This is a genomic window from Streptomyces sp. NPDC001027 (assembly GCF_040299045.1).
Taxonomy (GTDB): Bacteria; Actinomycetota; Actinomycetes; order Streptomycetales; family Streptomycetaceae; genus Streptomyces.
In genome coordinates, this window is record NZ_JBEPBI010000155.1 from 1 (window position 1) to 18,594 (window position 18,594).

Sequence of the window (18,594 nt, forward strand, 5' to 3'; positions counted from 1 at the left end):
GGGTCCGCCGCGGGTGGGGCCGCCGTCGGGTGGGGAGGGCGGCCCCTCTCCCCGGCGGGCGGCCCTGCGCCCGGACCGTCACATGTGGATCACCGGCGCGGCGTCCGCGTCCTGCTGCGGCACTCCGCGGCGGAAGAGCGCGAAGGCGATGACCGCGCCCGCGACGAAGAAGCCGGCCGACCACCAGAACGCCGTGGTGTAGCTCTCGATCGTGGCGTGTGCCTGGACGAGCTTGTCCGCCGGGTTCTTGCCGGCCAGGTAGTCGGTCGCGGCGCTCGCGGCGAGCGTGTTCAGCAGCGCGGTGCCGATCGATCCGCCCACCTGCTGCATGGCGTTGACGGTGGCCGAGGCCACGCCCGCGTCCTCGGCGGCGACCCCGCCGGTGGCCAGCTGCATGGCGGGCGGCATGACCAGGCCGAGGCCGACGCCGATGACGACGAGCTGCGGCAGGACGGCGCTCAGATAGTGCGAGCCGACGCCGATCCCGGTCAGCCAGGCCATGCCGGCCGCGGCGACGGCGAAGCCCAGCGGGATGACCGCCTTCGGGCCGAGCCGCGGCACCAGGGCGGTCGTGCCGAGCTGTGCCGCGACCATCAGCGCGCCGACCATCGGCAGGAACGCCACACCCGTCTTCGTCGGACTGAAGCCCAGGTTCAGCTGCAGGTAGTAGGTGAGGAAGAGGAACACGCCGAACATGCCGGCGCCGGAGACGAGCACGGCCACGAAGGAGGCGGCGCGGTTGCGGTCGAGCAGGATGCGCAGCGGCAGCAGCGGGTGCGCGGCGCGGGTCTGCCACCAGGCGAAGGCGGCCAGCAGCAGCCCGCCCACGATCAGGAAGCCCCAGGTCAGCGGGGAGCCCCAGTCGTGCGTCTCCGCGTTGGAGAAGCCGTAGACCAGGGCGAACAGACCGCCGGCGACCAGGACGGTGCCGGGCACGTCCAGCTTGGAGTTGGCGGCGTCGCGGTGGTTGGAGAGCAGCAGCCAGCCGCCCGCGAAGGCGACGACGGCGATGGCCACGTTGACGTAGAGCGTCCAGCGCCAGTCGAGCGCGTCGGTCAGGACGCCGCCGAGCAGCAGGCCCACCGCGCCGCCCGCGCCGGCGATGGCGCCGTAGACGCTGAACGCCTTGGCCCGCTCCTTGGCGTCGGTGAACGTGGTGTTGAGCAGGGAGAGCGCGGCCGGGGCGAGGAGCGCGCCGAACACGCCCTGCAGCGCGCGGGCGGTGACCAGCATCTCGAAGTTGGCGGCGGCGCCGCCGAGCGCCGATACGGCGGCGAAGCCTACGACGCCGATCAGGAAGGCCGTCTTGCGGCCGAAGAGGTCGGCTATGCGGCCGCCGAGCAGCAGCAGGGAGGCGAACGCCAGTGCGTACGCGGTGACGATCCACTGCCGGCTGCCGTCGGAGAAGCCGAGGTCCGCCTGGGCGGAGGGCAGCGCGATGTTCACGATGGTGGCGTCCAGCACCACCATCAGCTGGGCGAGGGCGACCACCGCGAGGATCCACCACTTCTTGGCGGAGGCCGCGGACGGATCCTGTTCGGCGCCGGCGCGGGCGTCTTCCGTCAGGGTTTTGGAGGACATGGGCAACCACTCCCGGGACGTGGGCAAAGAACACGTAAACGAAACCGTTTCGTACACATGGAGGCTAGACCAGATTCTGCGAAACGGCAAAGTTTCGATAGCGCGCCCGAGGTGCGAAGGAGGACCGCCCGGCCGCGCGCGTCCCGCGGGCGCCGAGCGAGCTGCCGCGGCACGGTCCGCGCGCTACGCGAGCTGTCGTCGCACCAGCTCGTGCAGCCGGCCCGCAGTGTCCGCGAGGAGCTGCGCCGGCGGGCCCTGCTGGGCGATCCTGCCGTTCTCCATCACGATCACCCGGTCGGCGTCCATCACCGTCGACAGCCGGTGCGCGATGACCACACGCGTCGCGTTGAGCTTGCGGGTGCTCTCGATGACCGTGCGCTGCGTCTCGTTGTCGAGGGCGCTGGTCGCCTCGTCGAAGAACAGGATGCGCGGCCGACGGATCAGCGCCTGCGCGATCATCAGACGCTGACGCTGACCGCCCGAGACGGACCCGCTGCCGGAGACGATCGTGTGCAGCCCCATCGGCATGCGCCGGATGTCCTCCGCGAGCCCCGCCAGCTCCGCGGCCCCCATCGCCTCCTCCGGCGTGTAGGCCCCGGTCCCGCAGATGACGTCCAGCAACGAGCCGGTGAACGGCTGGGCGTGCTGCAGCACCACTCCGCACTGCCGGCGCACCGCCGCCTGGTCCAGCGCCGCCAGGTCCTGGCCGTCGTACAGCACACTGCCCGAGAGCGGCCTGTCGAAGCCGATGAGCAGCCGCAGCAGGGTCGACTTGCCGCAGCCGCTCGGGCCGACGACCGCCACGAACTCGCCCGGCCGCACCTCGAAGGAGACGTCGTCGAGGACGAGGGGGCCGTCGTCCGAGTAGCGGAAGGAGAGCCGACGGGCCTCCAGCGCGCCGGTCAGCGGACCGGGACGGGTGCTCCCGGTGCGGACCTCCAAGGTGGCCTCCAGCACCGGCCGGATCTCCTCGAACAGCGGCAACGCGGCCACCGCCGACACGAACGCGCCGGTCAACGAGGTGACCGAGGTGAGCAGCATCGTCATGGAGGTGTTGAAGGTGAGGAAGTCGCCCGCCGACAGCGCCCCCCGGGCGGGGCCCGCCAGCAGCATGAACATCAGCAGCGAGCACAGCGGCAGGTACACCGAGCCCAGCACCGTGCTCAGGTTCTTGATCCGACCGAGCCGCTGCTGGAGCTCACGGCTGCGCGCGAACTGCGCCGCCCAGGCCGCGTACGCGTAGTTCTCGGCCGCCGCGATCCGCAGCTTCGGCAGCCCGCGCAACGTCTGGAACGCCTGGTTGTTCAGCTTGTTGGAGAGCACGACCAGCCGCCGCTGCCAGCGCACCTGCCACAGCCCGAGCGCCAGGAACACGGACGCGATCACGACCAGCATGCCGATCGCGGCCAGCGCCATCGGCACGCTGTACCAGAGCAGCAGCCCCAGGTTCATCGCGCCGATCGTGACGGACTGCGCGACCGACGGGCCGAGCCCCGCCAGCAGCCGCCGGATCGCGCTGACCCCCATCGCGGCACTCGCCAGCTCACCCGTCGACCGCTCGGCGAAGAACGTCGTCGGCAGTCTGAGCAGCCGGTCCCACACCGCCGGCTGGAGCGTCGCCTCCACCCGCCCCTCCAGCCGCAGCACGGTCAGGTTCTGCAGCAGCGTGAACGCCGCCGCGACCACGCCGGCGACCATCACGGCCAGGCACAGCTGCACGATCAGACCCTGCTGGGCCTTCGGCACGTACTCGCCGAGCACCTTGCCCGTGGCGATCGGCACCAGCGCCCCGAGCGCCACCGTCGCCAAACCGCTGAGCAGCAGGTTCGTCAGGTCCCCCGCGGCGCCGCGCATACAGAACCGCAGCAGACCGAGGGGGCCGGGCCGCCGCTCCGGCAACGGCCGGTAGAACATGACGGCCCGCGGCTCGAACTCCTCCGCGTTCGCCTTCTCGACCGGCGTCTCCCGACCGGTCGCCGGGTGCACCGCCACGTAGCCGCCGCGCCGCCACAGCAGCGCCACGGGCGCCCCGGACAGGGCCCGGCGCCCGACCAGCGGCCCCACGTCGTCGCGCCACCAGCGGCCGTCGAGGCGGACGGCCCTGGCGCGCACCCGCGAGGCCAGGGCGACCCGCTCGACCGGGTCCAGCCGGTCGCCGTCGTCGCCCGTCCGGGCGGGCTCGACGAGAGTGATCCCGGCGGCCCGCGCGACCAGTCGGCAGGCGGCGAACGTCGCGTCGGCGTCGGCGGCCGTGGCGCGCTGCCGGGACTTCCCGCCGATCGACGCGAGGAGCGTTTGGTCGGCCTGGGCGCGCACCGCCTCGCCGGCCCTGATCCCGGCGGCCGTGCGGGTCTCGTGGGTGCGCTCCAGCTGCTCGATCCAGCGGTCCAGCGTGGTCAGCAGCCGGTACTGCTGGTCGACCATGGACTGCCACACCGCCGGGTCCATCAGCAGGTCGGCGGCCGCCTCCTCGCCGTACAGCGAGCCGTACTGCACACTCCCCGGCGGGACCTCCATCCAGAACACGTCGTCGTCCTGGACCTCCGCGGGCCCCTCAGCTGCCGTCGGCGCCTGGAAGAGGACCGACAGTCCGCGGCCGACGCCGAGGGCGAGCGCGTACTCCAGCGGACTCGACGTCGGGGGCACGTACCGGGGGTTGCCGTACTCGTCGTACGACCAGGTCCGGGTGTGCGCGGGCTGGTACAGCTCGCGCAGTCCGACGCGGTGCACCACGCAGTCCCGCGACGGGCGCGCGGCGAGCGTGTGCCGGGGCCCGGCGACCGGCCCCACCAGCAGCGCGCCCGCCTCCAGCCGGCCCAGATGGTGCCAGTGCCCCTGCTGGCCGGCGTCCACCGCGAACAGGTCCAGCGCGCCGGACGCGACCAGCCACAGCACCTGCGGACCCTCCAGGTCGAGCCGGCCCGAGCCCGCACAGTCGATCCGCGAGCCCATCCCGGCCAGCGCGGCCAGGACGACGTCGAGCCCGCCCTCGGAGACGGCGGTCATGTCGGCGCTCTCCGTCATCTCAGCGCTCCCTGACCAGGGCCGCGTACGAGCCGCCGAGGGCCACCAGCTCCTCGTGCCGCCCGCGCTCCACCACGGCGCCGTGCCGCAGCACGACGATCTCGTCGCTGTCGCGCACGGTGCTCAGCCGGTGGGCGATCACCACACACGCACAGCCCCGCCGGCGCAGGTTGTCCATCACCGTCTGCTCGGTCTCCGCGTCCAGCGCGCTGGTCACCTCGTCCAGCACCAGGATGCTGGGCCGGCGCACCAGCGCCCGCGCGATCTCGAGCCGCTGCCGCTGCCCGCCGGAGAAGTTGCGGCCGTCCTGCTCCACCCTGCTGCGGATGCCGCCGGGCCTGCGCAGGACGACGTCGAGGAGCGCCGCGTCACGCAGCGCCTCCTCGACCGCGTCGTCGGGGATCGACGGGTCCCACAGCGCCACGTTGTCGCGGACCGACCCCTCGAACAGGAACACCTCCTGGTCGACGAAGGACACCGACGAGGCCAGCGCCCCCCGCGGAATGTCCTCCAGCCGCTGCCCGTCGATCCGGATGACGCCCTCCCAGGGCGCGTACAGGCCTGAGATCAGCCGCGACACCGTCGACTTGCCGCTGCCCGAACCGCCCACCAGCGCCACCTGCCGGCCGGGCCCGACGGTCAGGTCGAAGCCGGTCAGCAGCGGCTTGTCCAGCGGGCTGTAGCCGAACGAGACGTTCTCCAGCTCGACATGGCCGCGCAGCCGGCGCGTGGAGTCGGCGCCCTCGCGACGGTCGTAGAGCGGGTCGGCGCGGAAGTTCTCCACGTCCTTCAGCCGGGCCACGTCCGCCGCGAAGTCCTGGATGCGGCCCGCCACGCCGTTGAGCCGGGTCAGCGGCGCGGTGAAGCGGGTGACCAGAGCCTGGAAGGCGACCAGCAGCCCCACCGAGACATGGCCCTCGATCGCGCGCATCCCGCCGATCCACAGGATCAGCGCGCTGTTGAGCGTCGCGAGCGTCGGCGCCACCACGCCCAGCCAGGCGCTCGGCGCCCCGAGCCGCTGCTGCTCCTCCAGGGTGGTCGCGTGCTGCCCGGCCCACTTGCGGAAGTAGCCGTCCTCGCCGCCGGTCGCCTTCATCGTCTCGATCAACTGCAGCCCGGTGTACGCCGTGTTGGTGAGCCGCGCGGTGTCCGCGCGCAGCTTCGCCGTCCGGGTCGCCCGCATCCGGACGACGATCCGCATGGCGGCGATGTTCAGCAGCGCCACCCCGACGCCGACGTACGTCAACTGCGGGTCGTACGTGTAGAGGAGAACGGCGTAGAGGACGACGACCACCGCGTCCACGCCTGCCGACGCGAGGTCGCGGGCCAGGGTCTCGGCGACCGCGTCGTTCGACTGCAGACGCTGGACCAGGTCGGCCGGGCTGCGCTGGGAGAAGAAGGTCACCGGCAACCGCAGCAGATGCCGCAGGAAGCGGGCGCTGGACAGCGTCGAGGAGATGATCCGGCCGTGGTGGAGGTTGGCCTGTTGGAGCCAGGTCAGCGCGACCGTGAGCGCCACACAGGTCCCCATCGACGCGAACAGCACGCCCAGCAGCGAGGTCTGACCGCCGATCAGGAACGTGTCGATCCAGGTCCGGCTCAGCGCCGGCACCGCCGCGCCGACCAGCACCAGCAGCAGACTCGCCAGCACGGCGGCCGGCAGGGTGCCCGCCGTGCCGCGCAGCCGGGCCGGCATCGCGCCCAGCACACCGGGGCGGCGCCCGCCCCGCTCGAAGTCCTCGCCCGGCTCCAGCACCAGCACGACGCCCGTGAAGCTGCCGTCGAACTCCTCCATGGGCACGAACCGCCGGCCCTTGGCGGGGTCGTTGACGAACACGCCCCGCCGGCCGAAGCGCCGGCCCAGGCCCTCGTGGACGACGTAGTGGTTGAACTCCCAGAAGAGGATCGCCGGCGTGCCCACCCCGGTGAGCGCGGCCAGGTCCATCTGCATGCCCTTGGCCGTCAGGCCGTAACTGCGGGCCGCTTTCAGCAGGTTGCTCGCGCGCGAACCGTCCCGGGAGACCCCGCACGCGATGCGCAGCTCCTCCAGCGGGACGTGCCGGCCGTAGTGGGCGAGCACCATGGCGAGGGAGGCGGCCCCGCACTCCACCGCCTCCATCTGCAGCACCGTGGGCGTGGACACGGTCTTCACCCGGCTCTTGGGGACCGGGCGGCGGGGCGGCGCGGCCCGCCGTCGGCCACGGGTCTGTCCGGCGGCGGTCACGGGAGCAGCCAATCGACGGGATGCTGGTCGGCCAGCCGGATCGAGCCCGTGGCCATGGTCATGGAGGCGAGCCCGAACGGCGGTCCGCCCGCCGACGACCAGCGGTATCCGCTCCTGGTCGCCGAGGACTTCTCGAGGCGGACCAGGACGGCCACCGGGCGGCCCTCCTCGGTGAACTGCTCGCCCAGCTGGCTGTCGCCCAGGAACGCGGCGATCTGCTGCGCCGACTGGGCCGTGCGGTCCACCGACTTCACTCGGCCGCGCAGCACGCCGTACTGCTGGGACGGCACGGTCTGCACGGTGAGGTCGACGGCCGCGTCCTCGGGGATGGCGGCCGCGTTCTCCGCCGGGACGTACACCGTGGCGTACAGCGGATCGCCCGCGTCGGCGATCTTCTCGACGGCGGCCACGTTCGCGCCGGTGGAGACGATCTGTCCGAGGGAGGCGGCGAGCGCGGTGATCCGGCCCGCGGCGACCGTCCGCACCACGGTGACGCCCTCGGCCGTGCGCACCTTCAGCACGGGGGCGTCCGCGGGCAGCCGCTCGCCCTCCTTCGCGAGGACGGCGATGACCTGACCGGCGGCGGGGCTCTGCAGGAGGTAGCTGCCCTCGCCGTGGGTGAGGACGGCGGGTGCGTCCACCGTGGACGTGACCGACCCGGTCACCGCCCACACGGACGCGGCCGCCAGGACCACCACCGTCACGGACAGCACCAGCCAGCCCTGCGGGCGCGCGAAACGCACCGGCAGGTCGAGTTCCTCCGGTGACTGGAGCTTGGCGAGGGCCTGTTGGCGGAACTGCACGGACCTTCCCTGGGATGTCTTCGCGCACCGACGAGTCCCGGAGCCGGGTGACGGCTCCGGGACTCAAAGGGTCACAAGGGCGCGATCAGAGACCGGCGACCAGGTTGGTGACCGGGGCGGTGCTCAGGCCGGTGACGCCCTCGACGGTGCCGACGGCCGTGTCGATCACGGTCGAGACGGGGGCGATGCCGTCCACCAGGCCGGTGACGGTGCCGAGCGCGTTCAGGGCCAGACCGCCGGAGACGTTGTCCAGCTCGGCGTCGGAGATCTCGACGGTCTCAACCTGGGGGGTGGAGTTCATGGGGGGACTTCCCTTCGCATGGGTGTTCATAAGGGGGGAGCGGCCCCCTCTGGGGGACAGACGACGGCCGCGAACGCCGGCGCCGGGCCCCCGTCTCCGGAGACCGCGGCGCCCTGCGGTGCGTTGGACTAAAGCAGGTCCACGGCTCGGACATCCAATCAATCACCGCTCTCACCTGGGCACTTGCGTCACAGAAGCGTCAAACCGTGCAGGTGCGCCCACGTCTTGGGGCCGACTTCTTCACACCTCGGGCGTGGTCCGCTCGGATGAGCGCCCGGCATCCTCGCGGCGAATCCGGCACTCCGCCCCCAATGGCCCGGCCGGGGTCGTGCGGATGTGCAGAACCCGCCCCGACGGTGACCCGCTTGGGCATGCGCTGTGCAGATTTCCTGAAGCGGGGATTCCGGCGCTCCTCCTCATCGGAGCGTCGTCGGGCGACTGCGGAGGGTATGGATCCGGGGAGTGTCGGCGAGGGATCGGATTCAGCCACCGGGTACGGATCCGGCCGACATCGCGCGGCGTCTGACGCGCCGTCGGTCGCTGAACCGCCTCCGTCGCCGGGCCCGCGCCCGGCCTCCCCCGAGGGCCCGGCGCTGCTCGACGCCACGGGTGCGCGGCGCCCGTGAACGCCCGCCGTCGCGGCGTCCCGGCGTCCGGCGTGAGCGCCGTTGACCAGTGGCGAAGCGGAACGGGAGGGTCCCTCTCCGAGGGCGGGGCGCAGCGGGCGGTGTGAGCGCCGAGGGGGCGAAACCACTCGAAAGGATCTTGTCGGCTTCGGCGGTCGTCATCGCGATATGGGGGACTGCTCCGCGGCCGGCGGAGTCGGACGCGGGTCATGGCCGATTCAGTGTTTCGCAAAGGAAGTTGGCAATCGCGATTGAACGCCCCGCGTGCCGTCTGCGTACCCATGGCCAACGAGGCGCCGCTGTACCGATGCACGGAACTGCCGGCACCGGCAGACAGACCCCGTCCCCCCAGGAGGTCGAGTTTTTTGAGTCACAAGCGAGTTACGAAGCGCAAGGCCATCATCGCGGCAGGCGGTGTGGCGGCCCTCGGTGCGGCGGCCATCCTGCTTCCCCAGGCCAACGCCTCCCAGGACGGCGGCGCGGGCGCAACCGCCTCCGTGAAGACCCTGAAGTCGGGCGACGCCTCGAACCTCGCGGCCCAGCTCGAGAAGCTGCTCGGTGACGCCTTCGCCGGCGCGTACTACGACGACGCCGGCAAGCAGCTGGTCGTCAACGTCACGAACGTCTCCGGCGACAAGAACAACGTCGTCGTGCAGGCCGAGAGGGCGGGCGCCAAGGTCCGCCAGGTGGAGAACAGCAAGGCCGAACTCGAGGCGGCCGCCAAGACGCTGAAGGCGAAGGCCACCGTCCCGGGCACCTCCTGGGCCGTCGACCCGAGGACGAACAAGATCCTCGTCACCGCCGACTCCACGGTCACCGGCCGCAAGTGGGACCGCGTCGACTCGACCGTGCAGTCCCTCGGCGCGAGCATGGCGACCATCAGGAAGTCGGCCGGCACCCTCAAGCCGCTCGTCTCCGGCGGAGACGCGATATTCGGCGGCGGAGCGCGCTGCTCCCTCGGCTTCAACGTGACGGCGGGCGACGGCTCCCCGGCGTTCCTGACGGCGGGTCACTGCGGTGTCGCGGCCAAGCAGTGGTCCGACTCCGAGAACGGCCAGCCGATCGCCACCGTCGACCAGGCGACCTTCCCGGGCGACGGTGACTTCGCGCTTGTGAAGTACGACGACGCGAACACGCAGGCGCCCAGCGAGGTCAACACCGGTCAGCAGAAGGTCGCGATCAACCAGGCGGCCGAGGCGACCGTCGGCACGCAGGTCTTCCGGATGGGCAGCACCACCGGCCTCAAGGACGGTCAGGTGCTCGGTCTCGACGCCACGGTGAACTACCCCGAGGGCACCGTCACCGGCCTCATCCAGACCGACGTCTGCGCCGAGCCCGGCGACAGCGGCGGCTCGCTCTTCACCCAGGACGGCCAGGCGATCGGTCTGACGTCCGGCGGAAGCGGTGACTGCACGGTCGGCGGCGAGACCTTCTTCCAGCCGGTGACCACCGCTCTGGCGGCGGTCGGTGCGACGCTCGGCAACGGCGGCGGCGACGCCAACGGCGGCGGCGAGGCGGGCGCGGGCGCGGTGGACGCGAACGGTGACGGCATCGACGACAACACCGGTGAGGCGATCCAGGGCGGCGGCGAGGCGGGCGCGGGCGCGGTGGACGCGAACGGTGACGGCATCGACGACAACACCGGTGAGGCGATCCAGGGCGGCGGCCAGGCGGGCGCCGGCGGCGCGAACGAGAACGGCGGCGACCAGAACCAGAACGGCGGCAAGCAGAACCAGAACGGCGGCAAGCAGAACGGCCGTCAGGGCAAGAACCAGAATCACAACCAGAACGGCCAGGACGGCTCGGGTGTGAACGAGTCGCACTGACCCAGCGGCATCCGAACGGTCCGGTCCTCCAGCGAGGGCCGGACCGTCGGCGTTCTCCCCGGCGTCGCCTCCTCAGCCGTCCCGCCGGGCCCGCAGCAGCAGCAGAGCCACGTCGTCGATCCGGTCCTCGGCCTCCGCGTAGCGCCCCACCAGCTCGTCGGCCAGCTCGTCCAGCGGCCGGTCCCCGTGCTCGGCGAGCCGTCGCCCCAGCTCGGCCACCGCGTCCTCGATGTCCACGCCCGGCTTCTCCACGAGCCCGTCCGTGTACAGGGCGAGGACACAGCCGGGGGCGAGCTCGACCTCCGTCGTCGGGTACGTCGCCGAGGCGTCGATGCCCAGCAGCGGCCCGCCCGCCAGGTCCAGGACCCGGACACGTCCGTCCGCCCGGCGCAGCAGCGGCGGGGGATGACCGGCCCGGGCCATGACCGCACGGCCGCCGACCGGGTCGAGCCGCAGGTACAGACAGCTCGCCAGCAGGTCGGAGCCGAGGTCGATCAGCAGCCGGTTGGTGCTGCGCATGACCTCCGCCGGCTCCTGACCCACCGTCGTGTAGGCCCGGACGGCGGTGCGGAGCTGCCCCATCAGTCCGGCCGCCGTCACGTTGTGCCCCTGCACGTCGCCGATCACGGCCGCCGCGAGCGGGGGCGAGGGCACCAGGTCGTAGAAGTCCCCGCCGATCTCCATGCCCCGCGTGGCGGGCAGATAGCGGGCGGTCGCCTCCATGCCGGCCAGCCGCGGCAGCGAGGGCGGCAGCAGCGCCGCCTGCAGTCCGTGCGCCAGCTGGTGCTTGGTGTCGTACAGCAGGGCGCGGTCCAGGGCCTGCGCGATCAGCCCGGCCAGACTGGTCAGCACCGCGCGCTCGTGGGTGGAGAAGGCGTGCGGCTCGGCGTAGGCCAGCACACAGGCGCCCACCGGGCGGCCGGAGGCGATCAGCGGCAGGTAGGCCCAGGAGCCGAAGCCGTCGGGGGTGGCGGGCCGGGCCGGGTACAGGCGCCGCAACTGCTGCGGCGAGTCGAAGAAGGCCGGCACACCGTGGGAGACGGCGCGCGCGCCCGGCGTCGGCGAGGTCAGCGACATCCCGTCGAACTGCTCCACCGTGGCAGGCTCCGGATAGCCGTGATGGCCGAGCACATGCAGCCGGCCGGCCCGCGCGCCGAGCAGCGCCAGCGCCTTGCTGCCCACCGCCGGAGCGATCTCGTCCGCCACCATGCCCACCACGTCCTGCACGCTCACCGTCTCGGTGAGCGCCCCGGCCAGGCTCAGCGCCTGCGACATCGACACCAGCCGGGTCGGCGCGTCCCCCGAGCGGGCCTCGGCCGCCCCCGTGCGCGACACGGAGCGGGCCCGGCTGATCCGCACGCTGATGCCGGTGGTGCTCGGATACAGCCGGAACGACAGCCACTCCGAGGGCGGGCGCAGCGCGACGAAGGAGGTGGCGTCCTGACCGATGAGCGCGGCCCGGTAGCGCTCCTCGTACATCGGATCGTTGAGCCACGGCACGGCCGCCCACAGCTGCGAGCCCAGCAGCCCGCTCACCGGCACCCCGAGCATCTCCGCCGCGGCGCCGTTGGCGAACCCCACCCGCCCGCTCAGGTCCAGCGAGCACATTCCGTACGGCAGCCGGGCCACCATCCGCGCCGCCTCCACGGTGCCCAGAGTGTCGGAGACGCCGCCCAACGGGCCGGCGTCCAGCACGTCGGACTCGGCCCGCACCGCGACATTCTGCGCCGCGGCGCGCTCCAGCCGCAGCGCGAGCCGCTCGCAGGCCGACGTCAGCTCCCGCCGCTCCCGCTCGGACAGCTCCGGCGGGTGGGAGCCGGGCCAGGTGACGAAGACCGCCCCGTACACCCGGGCGCCGGTGGCCACCGGCACCGCGGCCAGCGCGAAGGGATACGGCAGGACGACCGCGATGCGCGGGTACCGGCGGGCCATCTCCTCCTCCCCGCCCACCCACACCAGCCGTCGTTCGCGGACCGCTTCGGCGACGGGGATCGGCGCGCTCAGCCCGACGCGCTCCCAGGGCGCGGCGAAGGACCGGGGCAGCCCCGCCATCACCGCCATCTCCAGGACCGTCCCGTCGCCGGGCCGCAGGTACACGGCCCCGGAGTGCGCGCCGACGGCGTCCATCATCGAGGTGAGGGCGAGGGAGAGCAGCGGCCGGCCGCCCGGCGCCCACACGGCCGCCGGCGCCTGTCCGGACGTCTGCTCGGGCACGGCGACCACCTCCTCGCCCGGCGTCGCGCGGGTGTCCGGCTCCAAATCTGCCCTCTGACGGCGCGACGCGCACGGCGAACGGCTCCCGGGAGCCGCCGTCCCGTACCCCGCCGAGACATGTTCGGTCCGTTTCGAGCGCAACCGGGCGCGCGGCCCTCGCGAGGCCCCCACGGGGCCCGAGAAACGGTTCCAGGGGCTGCGCGCGGGCTGCATTAGCGCTGTAATTGCGGACGTGGTCAGTGAGGGTGCCGCGGAGCGCAGAAAGGGACCTCTGGGTGTCGAGACGGCCCTCAAGACGGTCACCGCCGATCCCGTCTCGCCCGGGCGGGTGCACCGCACCCTCGAACAGGCCCTCGTCTACGCCGGCGCCGCCCTCGCCGCCGTCTACACGCCCGCGCCGGAGGCCGGACTGCTCTGCCTCGCCGAGTCGGCGGGCGTGCCGAGGATCCTGTACGGACTGCGCGAGAGCTATCCCCTCGAAGGCGGCTCCCCGGCCGCCGACGCCCACCGCACCGGCCGGCCGGTGTGGCTCGGCCCGCAGGAGCTCGCCGAGTGCGCCGACGCGCGTCGGATGCCCGCACGCGACGTCCATCTGGCCGCCCTGCCGGTCCGCGACGGCGCGGGCGGCTGTCTGCTCGCCGTCAGCGAGCGCCCCGGCGGTTTCGACGCCGAGGACCGCGCCTGCCTGGAACTCGTCGCCGACGCCGTCGCCCTGCCCGCCCCGACGGCCCGCGCCGAGGGCGAGAAGCTCCTCGCGGGCGGCTTCAGCCTGGCCATGGACACCGGACGGGTCGAGGTGGGCGACGCGATCCTTGAGCTGTTCGCGATCGACCGGGCCGAGTTCGACGGCCGGGTGGAGACGCTGCTCGGGCTCACCGTCCCCGAGGACCTGCCCTCGCTGATGTCCGTCGTCGAGGCCGACCACATGTCGATCGGCGACCGCGAGCTGGAGTTCCGGGTGCTGCAGCCCGCCGGCCCGCCGAAGTGGCTCAGACTGCACGGGCGCCTGCTGCCCGGCGGCGACGGCAGCCCCGCCCGGCTGGAGGGCACCGTCGCCGACGCCTCCACGCTGCGCGCCGAGATCACCGACGTCGCCCGCGTCCAGCGCCTGGCCGCCGCGCTCGCCACCGCCGGCACGGTCCGCGACGTCAGCCAGGCCGTCGTCGCCGCCCTGCGCAAGCCGCTGCGGGCCGACCGGATCGCCCTCGCCGAGCTGGAGAACGAACGGCTCGTGGTCACCGTCCTCGACCCGCCCGAACCCGACTCGTGGCCCGAACTGTGGCAGCTGGAGTGGCGCGGCGAATGGCCCGACGCGCCGGTGCGCGCCATGCCCACGCTCGCCGCCGCGCTGCGCGAGGGCCGGGCCGGCATCTGGCCCGCCGGCGCCGCCCTGGAACCGGCGCTCGCCGAGGTCGGCCCCGGCGGCCTCGCCGTGCTGCCGCTGTCCGCCGGCGGCCGCACGGCCGGCGCCTGCCTCATCGGCTGGGACGCGCCGCACGACTTCGGCCCCGACGAGCGCGCCCTGCTCACCGCCTCCGCCGGCCTCGCCGGACAGGCCCTGATGCGCGCCCACGCCTTCGACGCCGAGCACGAACTCGTCGGCATGCTCCAACGCCAGCTCCTCCCGCGCCGGCTGCCCGAACTCCCCGGCGGGCTCGCGGTCGCCCGCTATCTGCCCGCCACCGCGGGCCTGGAGGTCGGCGGCGACTGGTACGACGTGATCCGGATGCCCGACCATCACGTCGCCCTCGTCATCGGCGACGTCCAGGGCCACAGCGCCGCCGCCGCCACCCTCATGGGGCAGATGCGCACGGCCCTGCGCGCCTACGCCGCCGAGGGCCACCCGCCGGACGTGGTGGTCTCGCACGCCAACCGGCTGCTGATGGAGCTGGAGACCGACCTCTTCGTCACCTGCTGCTACGTCGACGTCGACATGGAGGACGGCACCGCCTGGTGCGTACGGGCCGGGCACCCGCCGCCCGTCCTGCGTCACCCGGACGGCTCGGCCGAGGTCGCCGACACGGACGGCGGTCCGCCCCTCGGGATCCTGACGCAGGCCGATTTCCCGCTGACCCCGCTGCGGCTGACGCCGGGCGCCGTCGTCGCCCTCACCACGGACGGACTCGTGGAGTCCGCCGACCTCGACATCGGGACCGGCCTGGACCGCCTCGCCCGCGAACTGTCCGCCGCCGACCCCGCCCAGCTCGGGCCCGTCGCCGACGCACTGCTCGGCGGCGCCCACCGCGGCGACGACGTCGCCCTGCTCCTGCTGCGCTACGACGGCATGGCCGTCAAGCCCCGGCGCGAGGGCTGGACGGTGTGGCGGGTGCCCGAGGCGGCCCGGCACGCCCGCCGCTTCACCCGGCGCAGCCTGCGCGGCTGGGGCGTCGCAGACTCCGCCATGGACACGGCGCTGCTCGTCGTCTCCGAGCTCGTCACCAACGCGCTCGTGCACACCGACGGCCCGGTCCGCCTCGACTTCACCCTCATCGACCGCCGACTCCGCGTGGCCGTCACCGACGCCTCGGCCCGCACCCCCGTCAAGCCGACCGACCCCGGCTGGGAGGCCACCGGAGGGCGCGGCATCCTCCTGGTGGAGGCTGTGTCCGACAGCTGGGGGACGGTGCCGGTCAGCGGCGGCAAACAGGTCTGGAGCGAGCTGCTGCTGCAGCGCTGAACAGGGCGGACGCCCACGTGTCCCGGGCGGCGGACAGGGTACCCGCCGGCCATGGACACCTTCGCCTCCGCATTCCTCGCGGCATCCGGAAGGTCCGCACTGGCCTCCGTTGCGTTCATCGTCGTCGGGCTCGTCCTGGTCGGCGGGCTGATCTTCGCCTTCCGCCTCGGGTTCAAGATCCGGCGCCGGGAGCCCGCGCCGCCGCAGCCGCACGAACAGCCCCGGATGCCCGCCTCGGGCCCGACCCACGAGAGCCGCTCGCGTGAACCCGACGAGATGCCCCGGACAGCCGACGGCGAGCGTCTCACCCCGCACGAGCTGCGGCCCACCGGCGGCCGGGACGGCGCGGACGGGCCCCGGCCCCGCTGGGACGAGGGCACCGGCGGCTCCTTCGGCAGCGGAGGCCCCGGCGGCCGCTGAAACCGCCCCGAGCGCACCTGTGCGCCGGCGGTGGCCGCACCCGGGACGCGGACCGGCCCGGAGGGGAACGCCCGGAGGGATGCCGCCCGACGGGGGACATCGCCAGGGGCGACGACTGACCGGCCGTCACGCACGCCCCGCATCCCGCAGCCCCCCGCAGTGCCACTGCGACCTGCTCCCGGAGTCTCCTTCCGCCCTTAGGCCCGCCCGCCCTCCGGTCGGCGTCTGCCGGCGACTCGTGTCCGGCGTCGGCTACCGGCGTCGCCGCGGCGACGGACCCGCCGTCGCCCGCCCGCCCGCGGTGACCCGGCCGAGCGCCCGGTACACCGCCCGCCGCACCCGGCGGGCGGTGCGGCGTACGCCGCCGGGCTGCGGCGCCGGCACCACGAGGACGCCGTCCGGACCGACGTGCAGGGCGAACGGCAGCGGATGGAACCGCGCCCCCGCCGTGTCCGGCGTCAGGCACACCGTGGTGAGCCAGGTCCGGCCCGCCAGGTCGCCCACCGGCAGGACGGCGTCCAGCCGGCCGCCCGGCGCGAGCGTCCCGAAGATCTCGTGCGAGTTCGCCGACTTCGCCCCCGTCAGCCGCAGCAGCACCGCGGCGGCCTCGGGCACGTGCAGCGGCAGGACCACATGGAAGCGCTCCCCGCGGTCCCCGCCGAGAGCGACGTCGCCCGCCGCGACCCGGGCGAGGCCCAGCCGCTCGCTCGCATGACCGACGTCCAGCGCGAGGCCGGCGTGCCGGTCGGTCCAGTAGGGCAGCACCACCCGGTCCGCGACGACCCCGGCGGGCGGGACGGGCCGGCCGTGCCGGGGCGCCGGGCCCAGCCGCAGCTCCTTCGTCCACCCGCCGAGCATCACCCTCACCCACACGTCCCACAGGCCCTCGCGGGGCGGGCTGCCGCTGATCGCGGTGGCGGGATCGACGACGGACGTGCCGCGCAGCACCAGACGCACCCGGCTCCCGTCGCCGGTCGGCAACCGCTCCCGCTCCGTGCGCACCGGCTGGAAGTACTGCGCCGCGCCGGCGCGTTCGCGCAGCAGCAGATCGGGCGAGGCGCGGTCGAAGCGCTCCGCGGTGTCCAGGCCGAGCCAGCGCACCGCCTCGGCGACGTCCCGCGGCGGCCACGGCGGACGCTCCCCGGCGGCGGGGAAGGTCATCGGCTCGCCGTCGTGCGTCAGCTCCGCCGCGAAGACGATCCGCAGCAGCCCGCCCCGCCATTCGACGCCCTGCGGCTCGACGGCGAGCCCGATGCCCGCCTCCCACCGCGCGAAGGCGACGACGTCGTCGTAACGCCCGTCGGCGGCCAGCGCCGCGACGACCCGCTGGGTGGGCTGCAGCGAGGCCGCGACGCCGGGCCCGAACCGCTCGACGACGACCCCGTGGATCTCCTCGAACAGCTCCCTGCGGTAGTCCTCGGGCAGGTTCAGGAAGCGCCGGCCGCGCAGCCGCTCGACCATCTCCACCCGTAGCCAGCGCCGGAACAGCCGGTCGCGCAGGTCGCCCGGCTCGGTGTAGCGCTCGACGACGTCGAGGGCCTCGCGCAGGTTCTTGAAGTAGCTCACCGGGTCGAACCGCTGGAGGCTCACGTTGGCCGCGTCGTCGCGGCGGACGTGGTAGTAGCAGACGTAGTCGCTGAGCACGGCGACGTTGTCGGCGCGCAGATAGGCCTCGGTGACGAAGACATGGTCCTCGAGGCGCCGGCGCCCCTCCGGGAAGCGCAGACCGGTCCGCTCGAGAAACGCCCGGCGGATCATCTTGTGCGGGGTGAGACTGTCGATGAGCGGCGCGTCCTCGACGCCTGCGTGCGGGCGGTTCGTGCGGAACAGCTCCACCGGCACCGCGCGTCCCCGGCCCGCCATCTTGCCGACGACGACGTCCGCGCCGTTCGCTACGCCGTAGTCGTACATCCGCTCCAGGGCCTCCGCGCCGAGGTGGTCGTCGGCGTCCACGAACATCACGTACTCGCCCCGGGCTGCGTCGATGCCGACGTTGCGCGGCTTGCCGGGCCAGCCCGAGTTCTCCTGGTGGACGACGCGGACCCGGGGGTCCTTCGCGGCGAGGGCGTCGAGGAGCGCAGGGGTGGCGTCGGTGCAGCCGTCGTCGACGAAGACGATCTCGTAGGCGTCGGGCGGGAGCGACTGCCCGAGCAGCGAGGCGATGCAGTCCTCGATGTAGCGGCCGGGGTTGTAGACCGGGACGATGACGCTGACCTTGACCGGCATCGGGCTCCTGGCCCCTTCGTCGGATCGCCTGCCGTGCGGACGGCGGGTGCGTGCAGCCCGATGCTAACCCCGCAGTCGACGCCCCACCTGTCCTGGTTCGTCCTGATCCGGATTTTGTACTCTGGCGCCGTGCGCCTCCTGCTGATGTCCGACACCCACCTGCCCAAGCGCGCCAAGGCGCTGCCCGCCCCGCTGCTCGACGAGATCCCCGGCGCGGACCTCGTCGTCCACGCGGGGGACTGGGTCGACGCGGCCGCCCTCGACCTGCTGGAGAGCCGCAGCCGTCGGCTGCTCGCGGTGTACGGCAACAACGACGGGCCGGAGCTGCGCGCCCGGCTGCCCGAGGTCGCGCGCGCCGAAGTGGGCGGACTGCGCTTCGGCGTGGTCCACGAGACCGGTCCGGCCCAGGGGCGGGAGGCCCGCTGCGCGGCCCGCTTCCCCGACCTCGACGTCCTGGTCTTCGGGCACAGTCACATTCCCTGGGACACCACGGCCCCGGGCGGCCTGCGCCTGCTCAATCCGGGCTCCCCGACCGACCGCCGCCGGCAGCCGCACTGCACCTACCTCACGGCCACCGCGGCCGGCGGCCGTCTCACGGACGTCGTCCTGCACCGGCTGCCGCCGCGCTGAGCCCGCCCACGCGCCCGGCGGGCCGGCCTGGGCGGGACGGAC

11 protein-coding genes are annotated in these 18,594 nt (G+C 73.7%); 4 read left to right on the forward strand and 7 right to left on the reverse strand.

Annotated features, from left to right (window positions below; genetic code table 11):
* Nucleotides 1-78: 78 nt before the first annotated feature.
* The 5 genes from ABT300_RS30390 to ABT300_RS30410 form a co-directional block, all read right to left on the reverse strand.
* The gene (locus ABT300_RS30390) at nucleotides 79-1,581 is read right to left on the reverse strand and encodes an MFS transporter (RefSeq protein WP_351682309.1); all 1,503 of its coding nucleotides are present in this window, start codon (nucleotides 1,579-1,581) and stop codon (nucleotides 79-81) included.
* A gap of 183 nt (nucleotides 1,582-1,764) precedes the next feature.
* Entirely contained in the window at nucleotides 1,765-4,587 is a 2,823-nt protein-coding gene (locus ABT300_RS30395; protein WP_351682330.1) for an NHLP bacteriocin export ABC transporter permease/ATPase subunit, read from the reverse strand.
* Nucleotides 4,588-4,606: 19 nt separating this feature from the next.
* The gene (locus tag ABT300_RS30400) at nucleotides 4,607-6,829 is read right to left on the reverse strand and encodes an NHLP family bacteriocin export ABC transporter peptidase/permease/ATPase subunit (RefSeq protein ID WP_351682312.1); all 2,223 of its coding nucleotides are present in this window, start codon (nucleotides 6,827-6,829) and stop codon (nucleotides 4,607-4,609) included.
* Nucleotides 6,826-7,632: an HlyD family efflux transporter periplasmic adaptor subunit gene (locus ABT300_RS30405; protein ID WP_351682315.1), complete on the reverse strand. Its 807-nt coding sequence runs from the start codon at nucleotides 7,630-7,632 to the stop codon at nucleotides 6,826-6,828. The genes ABT300_RS30400 and ABT300_RS30405 overlap by 4 nt, the downstream gene beginning before the upstream one ends.
* A gap of 85 nt (nucleotides 7,633-7,717) precedes the next feature.
* Nucleotides 7,718-7,933, reverse strand: coding sequence for a type A2 lantipeptide (locus tag ABT300_RS30410; RefSeq protein ID WP_351682317.1), 216 nt, complete (start codon nucleotides 7,931-7,933; stop codon nucleotides 7,718-7,720).
* A gap of 991 nt (nucleotides 7,934-8,924) precedes the next feature.
* Between ABT300_RS30410 and ABT300_RS30415 the strand changes: the two genes are divergently transcribed.
* Complete coding sequence (locus ABT300_RS30415; RefSeq protein WP_351682320.1) at nucleotides 8,925-10,385, forward strand: S1 family peptidase; 1,461 nt, start codon at nucleotides 8,925-8,927, stop codon at nucleotides 10,383-10,385.
* A 72-nt stretch (nucleotides 10,386-10,457) separates the two neighbouring features.
* Here the strand turns inward: ABT300_RS30415 and ABT300_RS30420 are convergent, their stop codons facing one another.
* Nucleotides 10,458-12,599 (reverse strand): SpoIIE family protein phosphatase, encoded by a 2,142-nt coding sequence (locus ABT300_RS30420; RefSeq protein WP_502978024.1) that lies wholly within the window; start codon nucleotides 12,597-12,599, stop codon nucleotides 10,458-10,460.
* Nucleotides 12,600-12,831: 232 nt separating this feature from the next.
* Between ABT300_RS30420 and ABT300_RS30425 the strand changes: the two genes are divergently transcribed.
* Nucleotides 12,832-15,276, forward strand: a complete 2,445-nt coding sequence (locus ABT300_RS30425) for a SpoIIE family protein phosphatase (protein WP_502978025.1) — start codon at nucleotides 12,832-12,834, stop codon at nucleotides 15,274-15,276.
* 51 nt (nucleotides 15,277-15,327) lie between these two features.
* On the forward strand, nucleotides 15,328-15,696 hold the full coding sequence (locus tag ABT300_RS30430; protein ID WP_351682323.1) for a DUF6479 family protein: 369 nt from the start codon (nucleotides 15,328-15,330) through the stop codon (nucleotides 15,694-15,696).
* A 252-nt stretch (nucleotides 15,697-15,948) separates the two neighbouring features.
* Here the strand turns inward: ABT300_RS30430 and ABT300_RS30435 are convergent, their stop codons facing one another.
* Nucleotides 15,949-17,922 (reverse strand): glycosyltransferase family 2 protein, encoded by a 1,974-nt coding sequence (locus tag ABT300_RS30435; protein WP_351682325.1) that lies wholly within the window; start codon nucleotides 17,920-17,922, stop codon nucleotides 15,949-15,951.
* A gap of 129 nt (nucleotides 17,923-18,051) precedes the next feature.
* Here ABT300_RS30435 and ABT300_RS30440 point away from each other — a divergent pair, with 129 nt between their 5' ends.
* Entirely contained in the window at nucleotides 18,052-18,552 is a 501-nt protein-coding gene (locus ABT300_RS30440) for a metallophosphoesterase family protein (protein WP_351682327.1), read from the forward strand.
* Nucleotides 18,553-18,594: the final 42 nt, after the last annotated feature.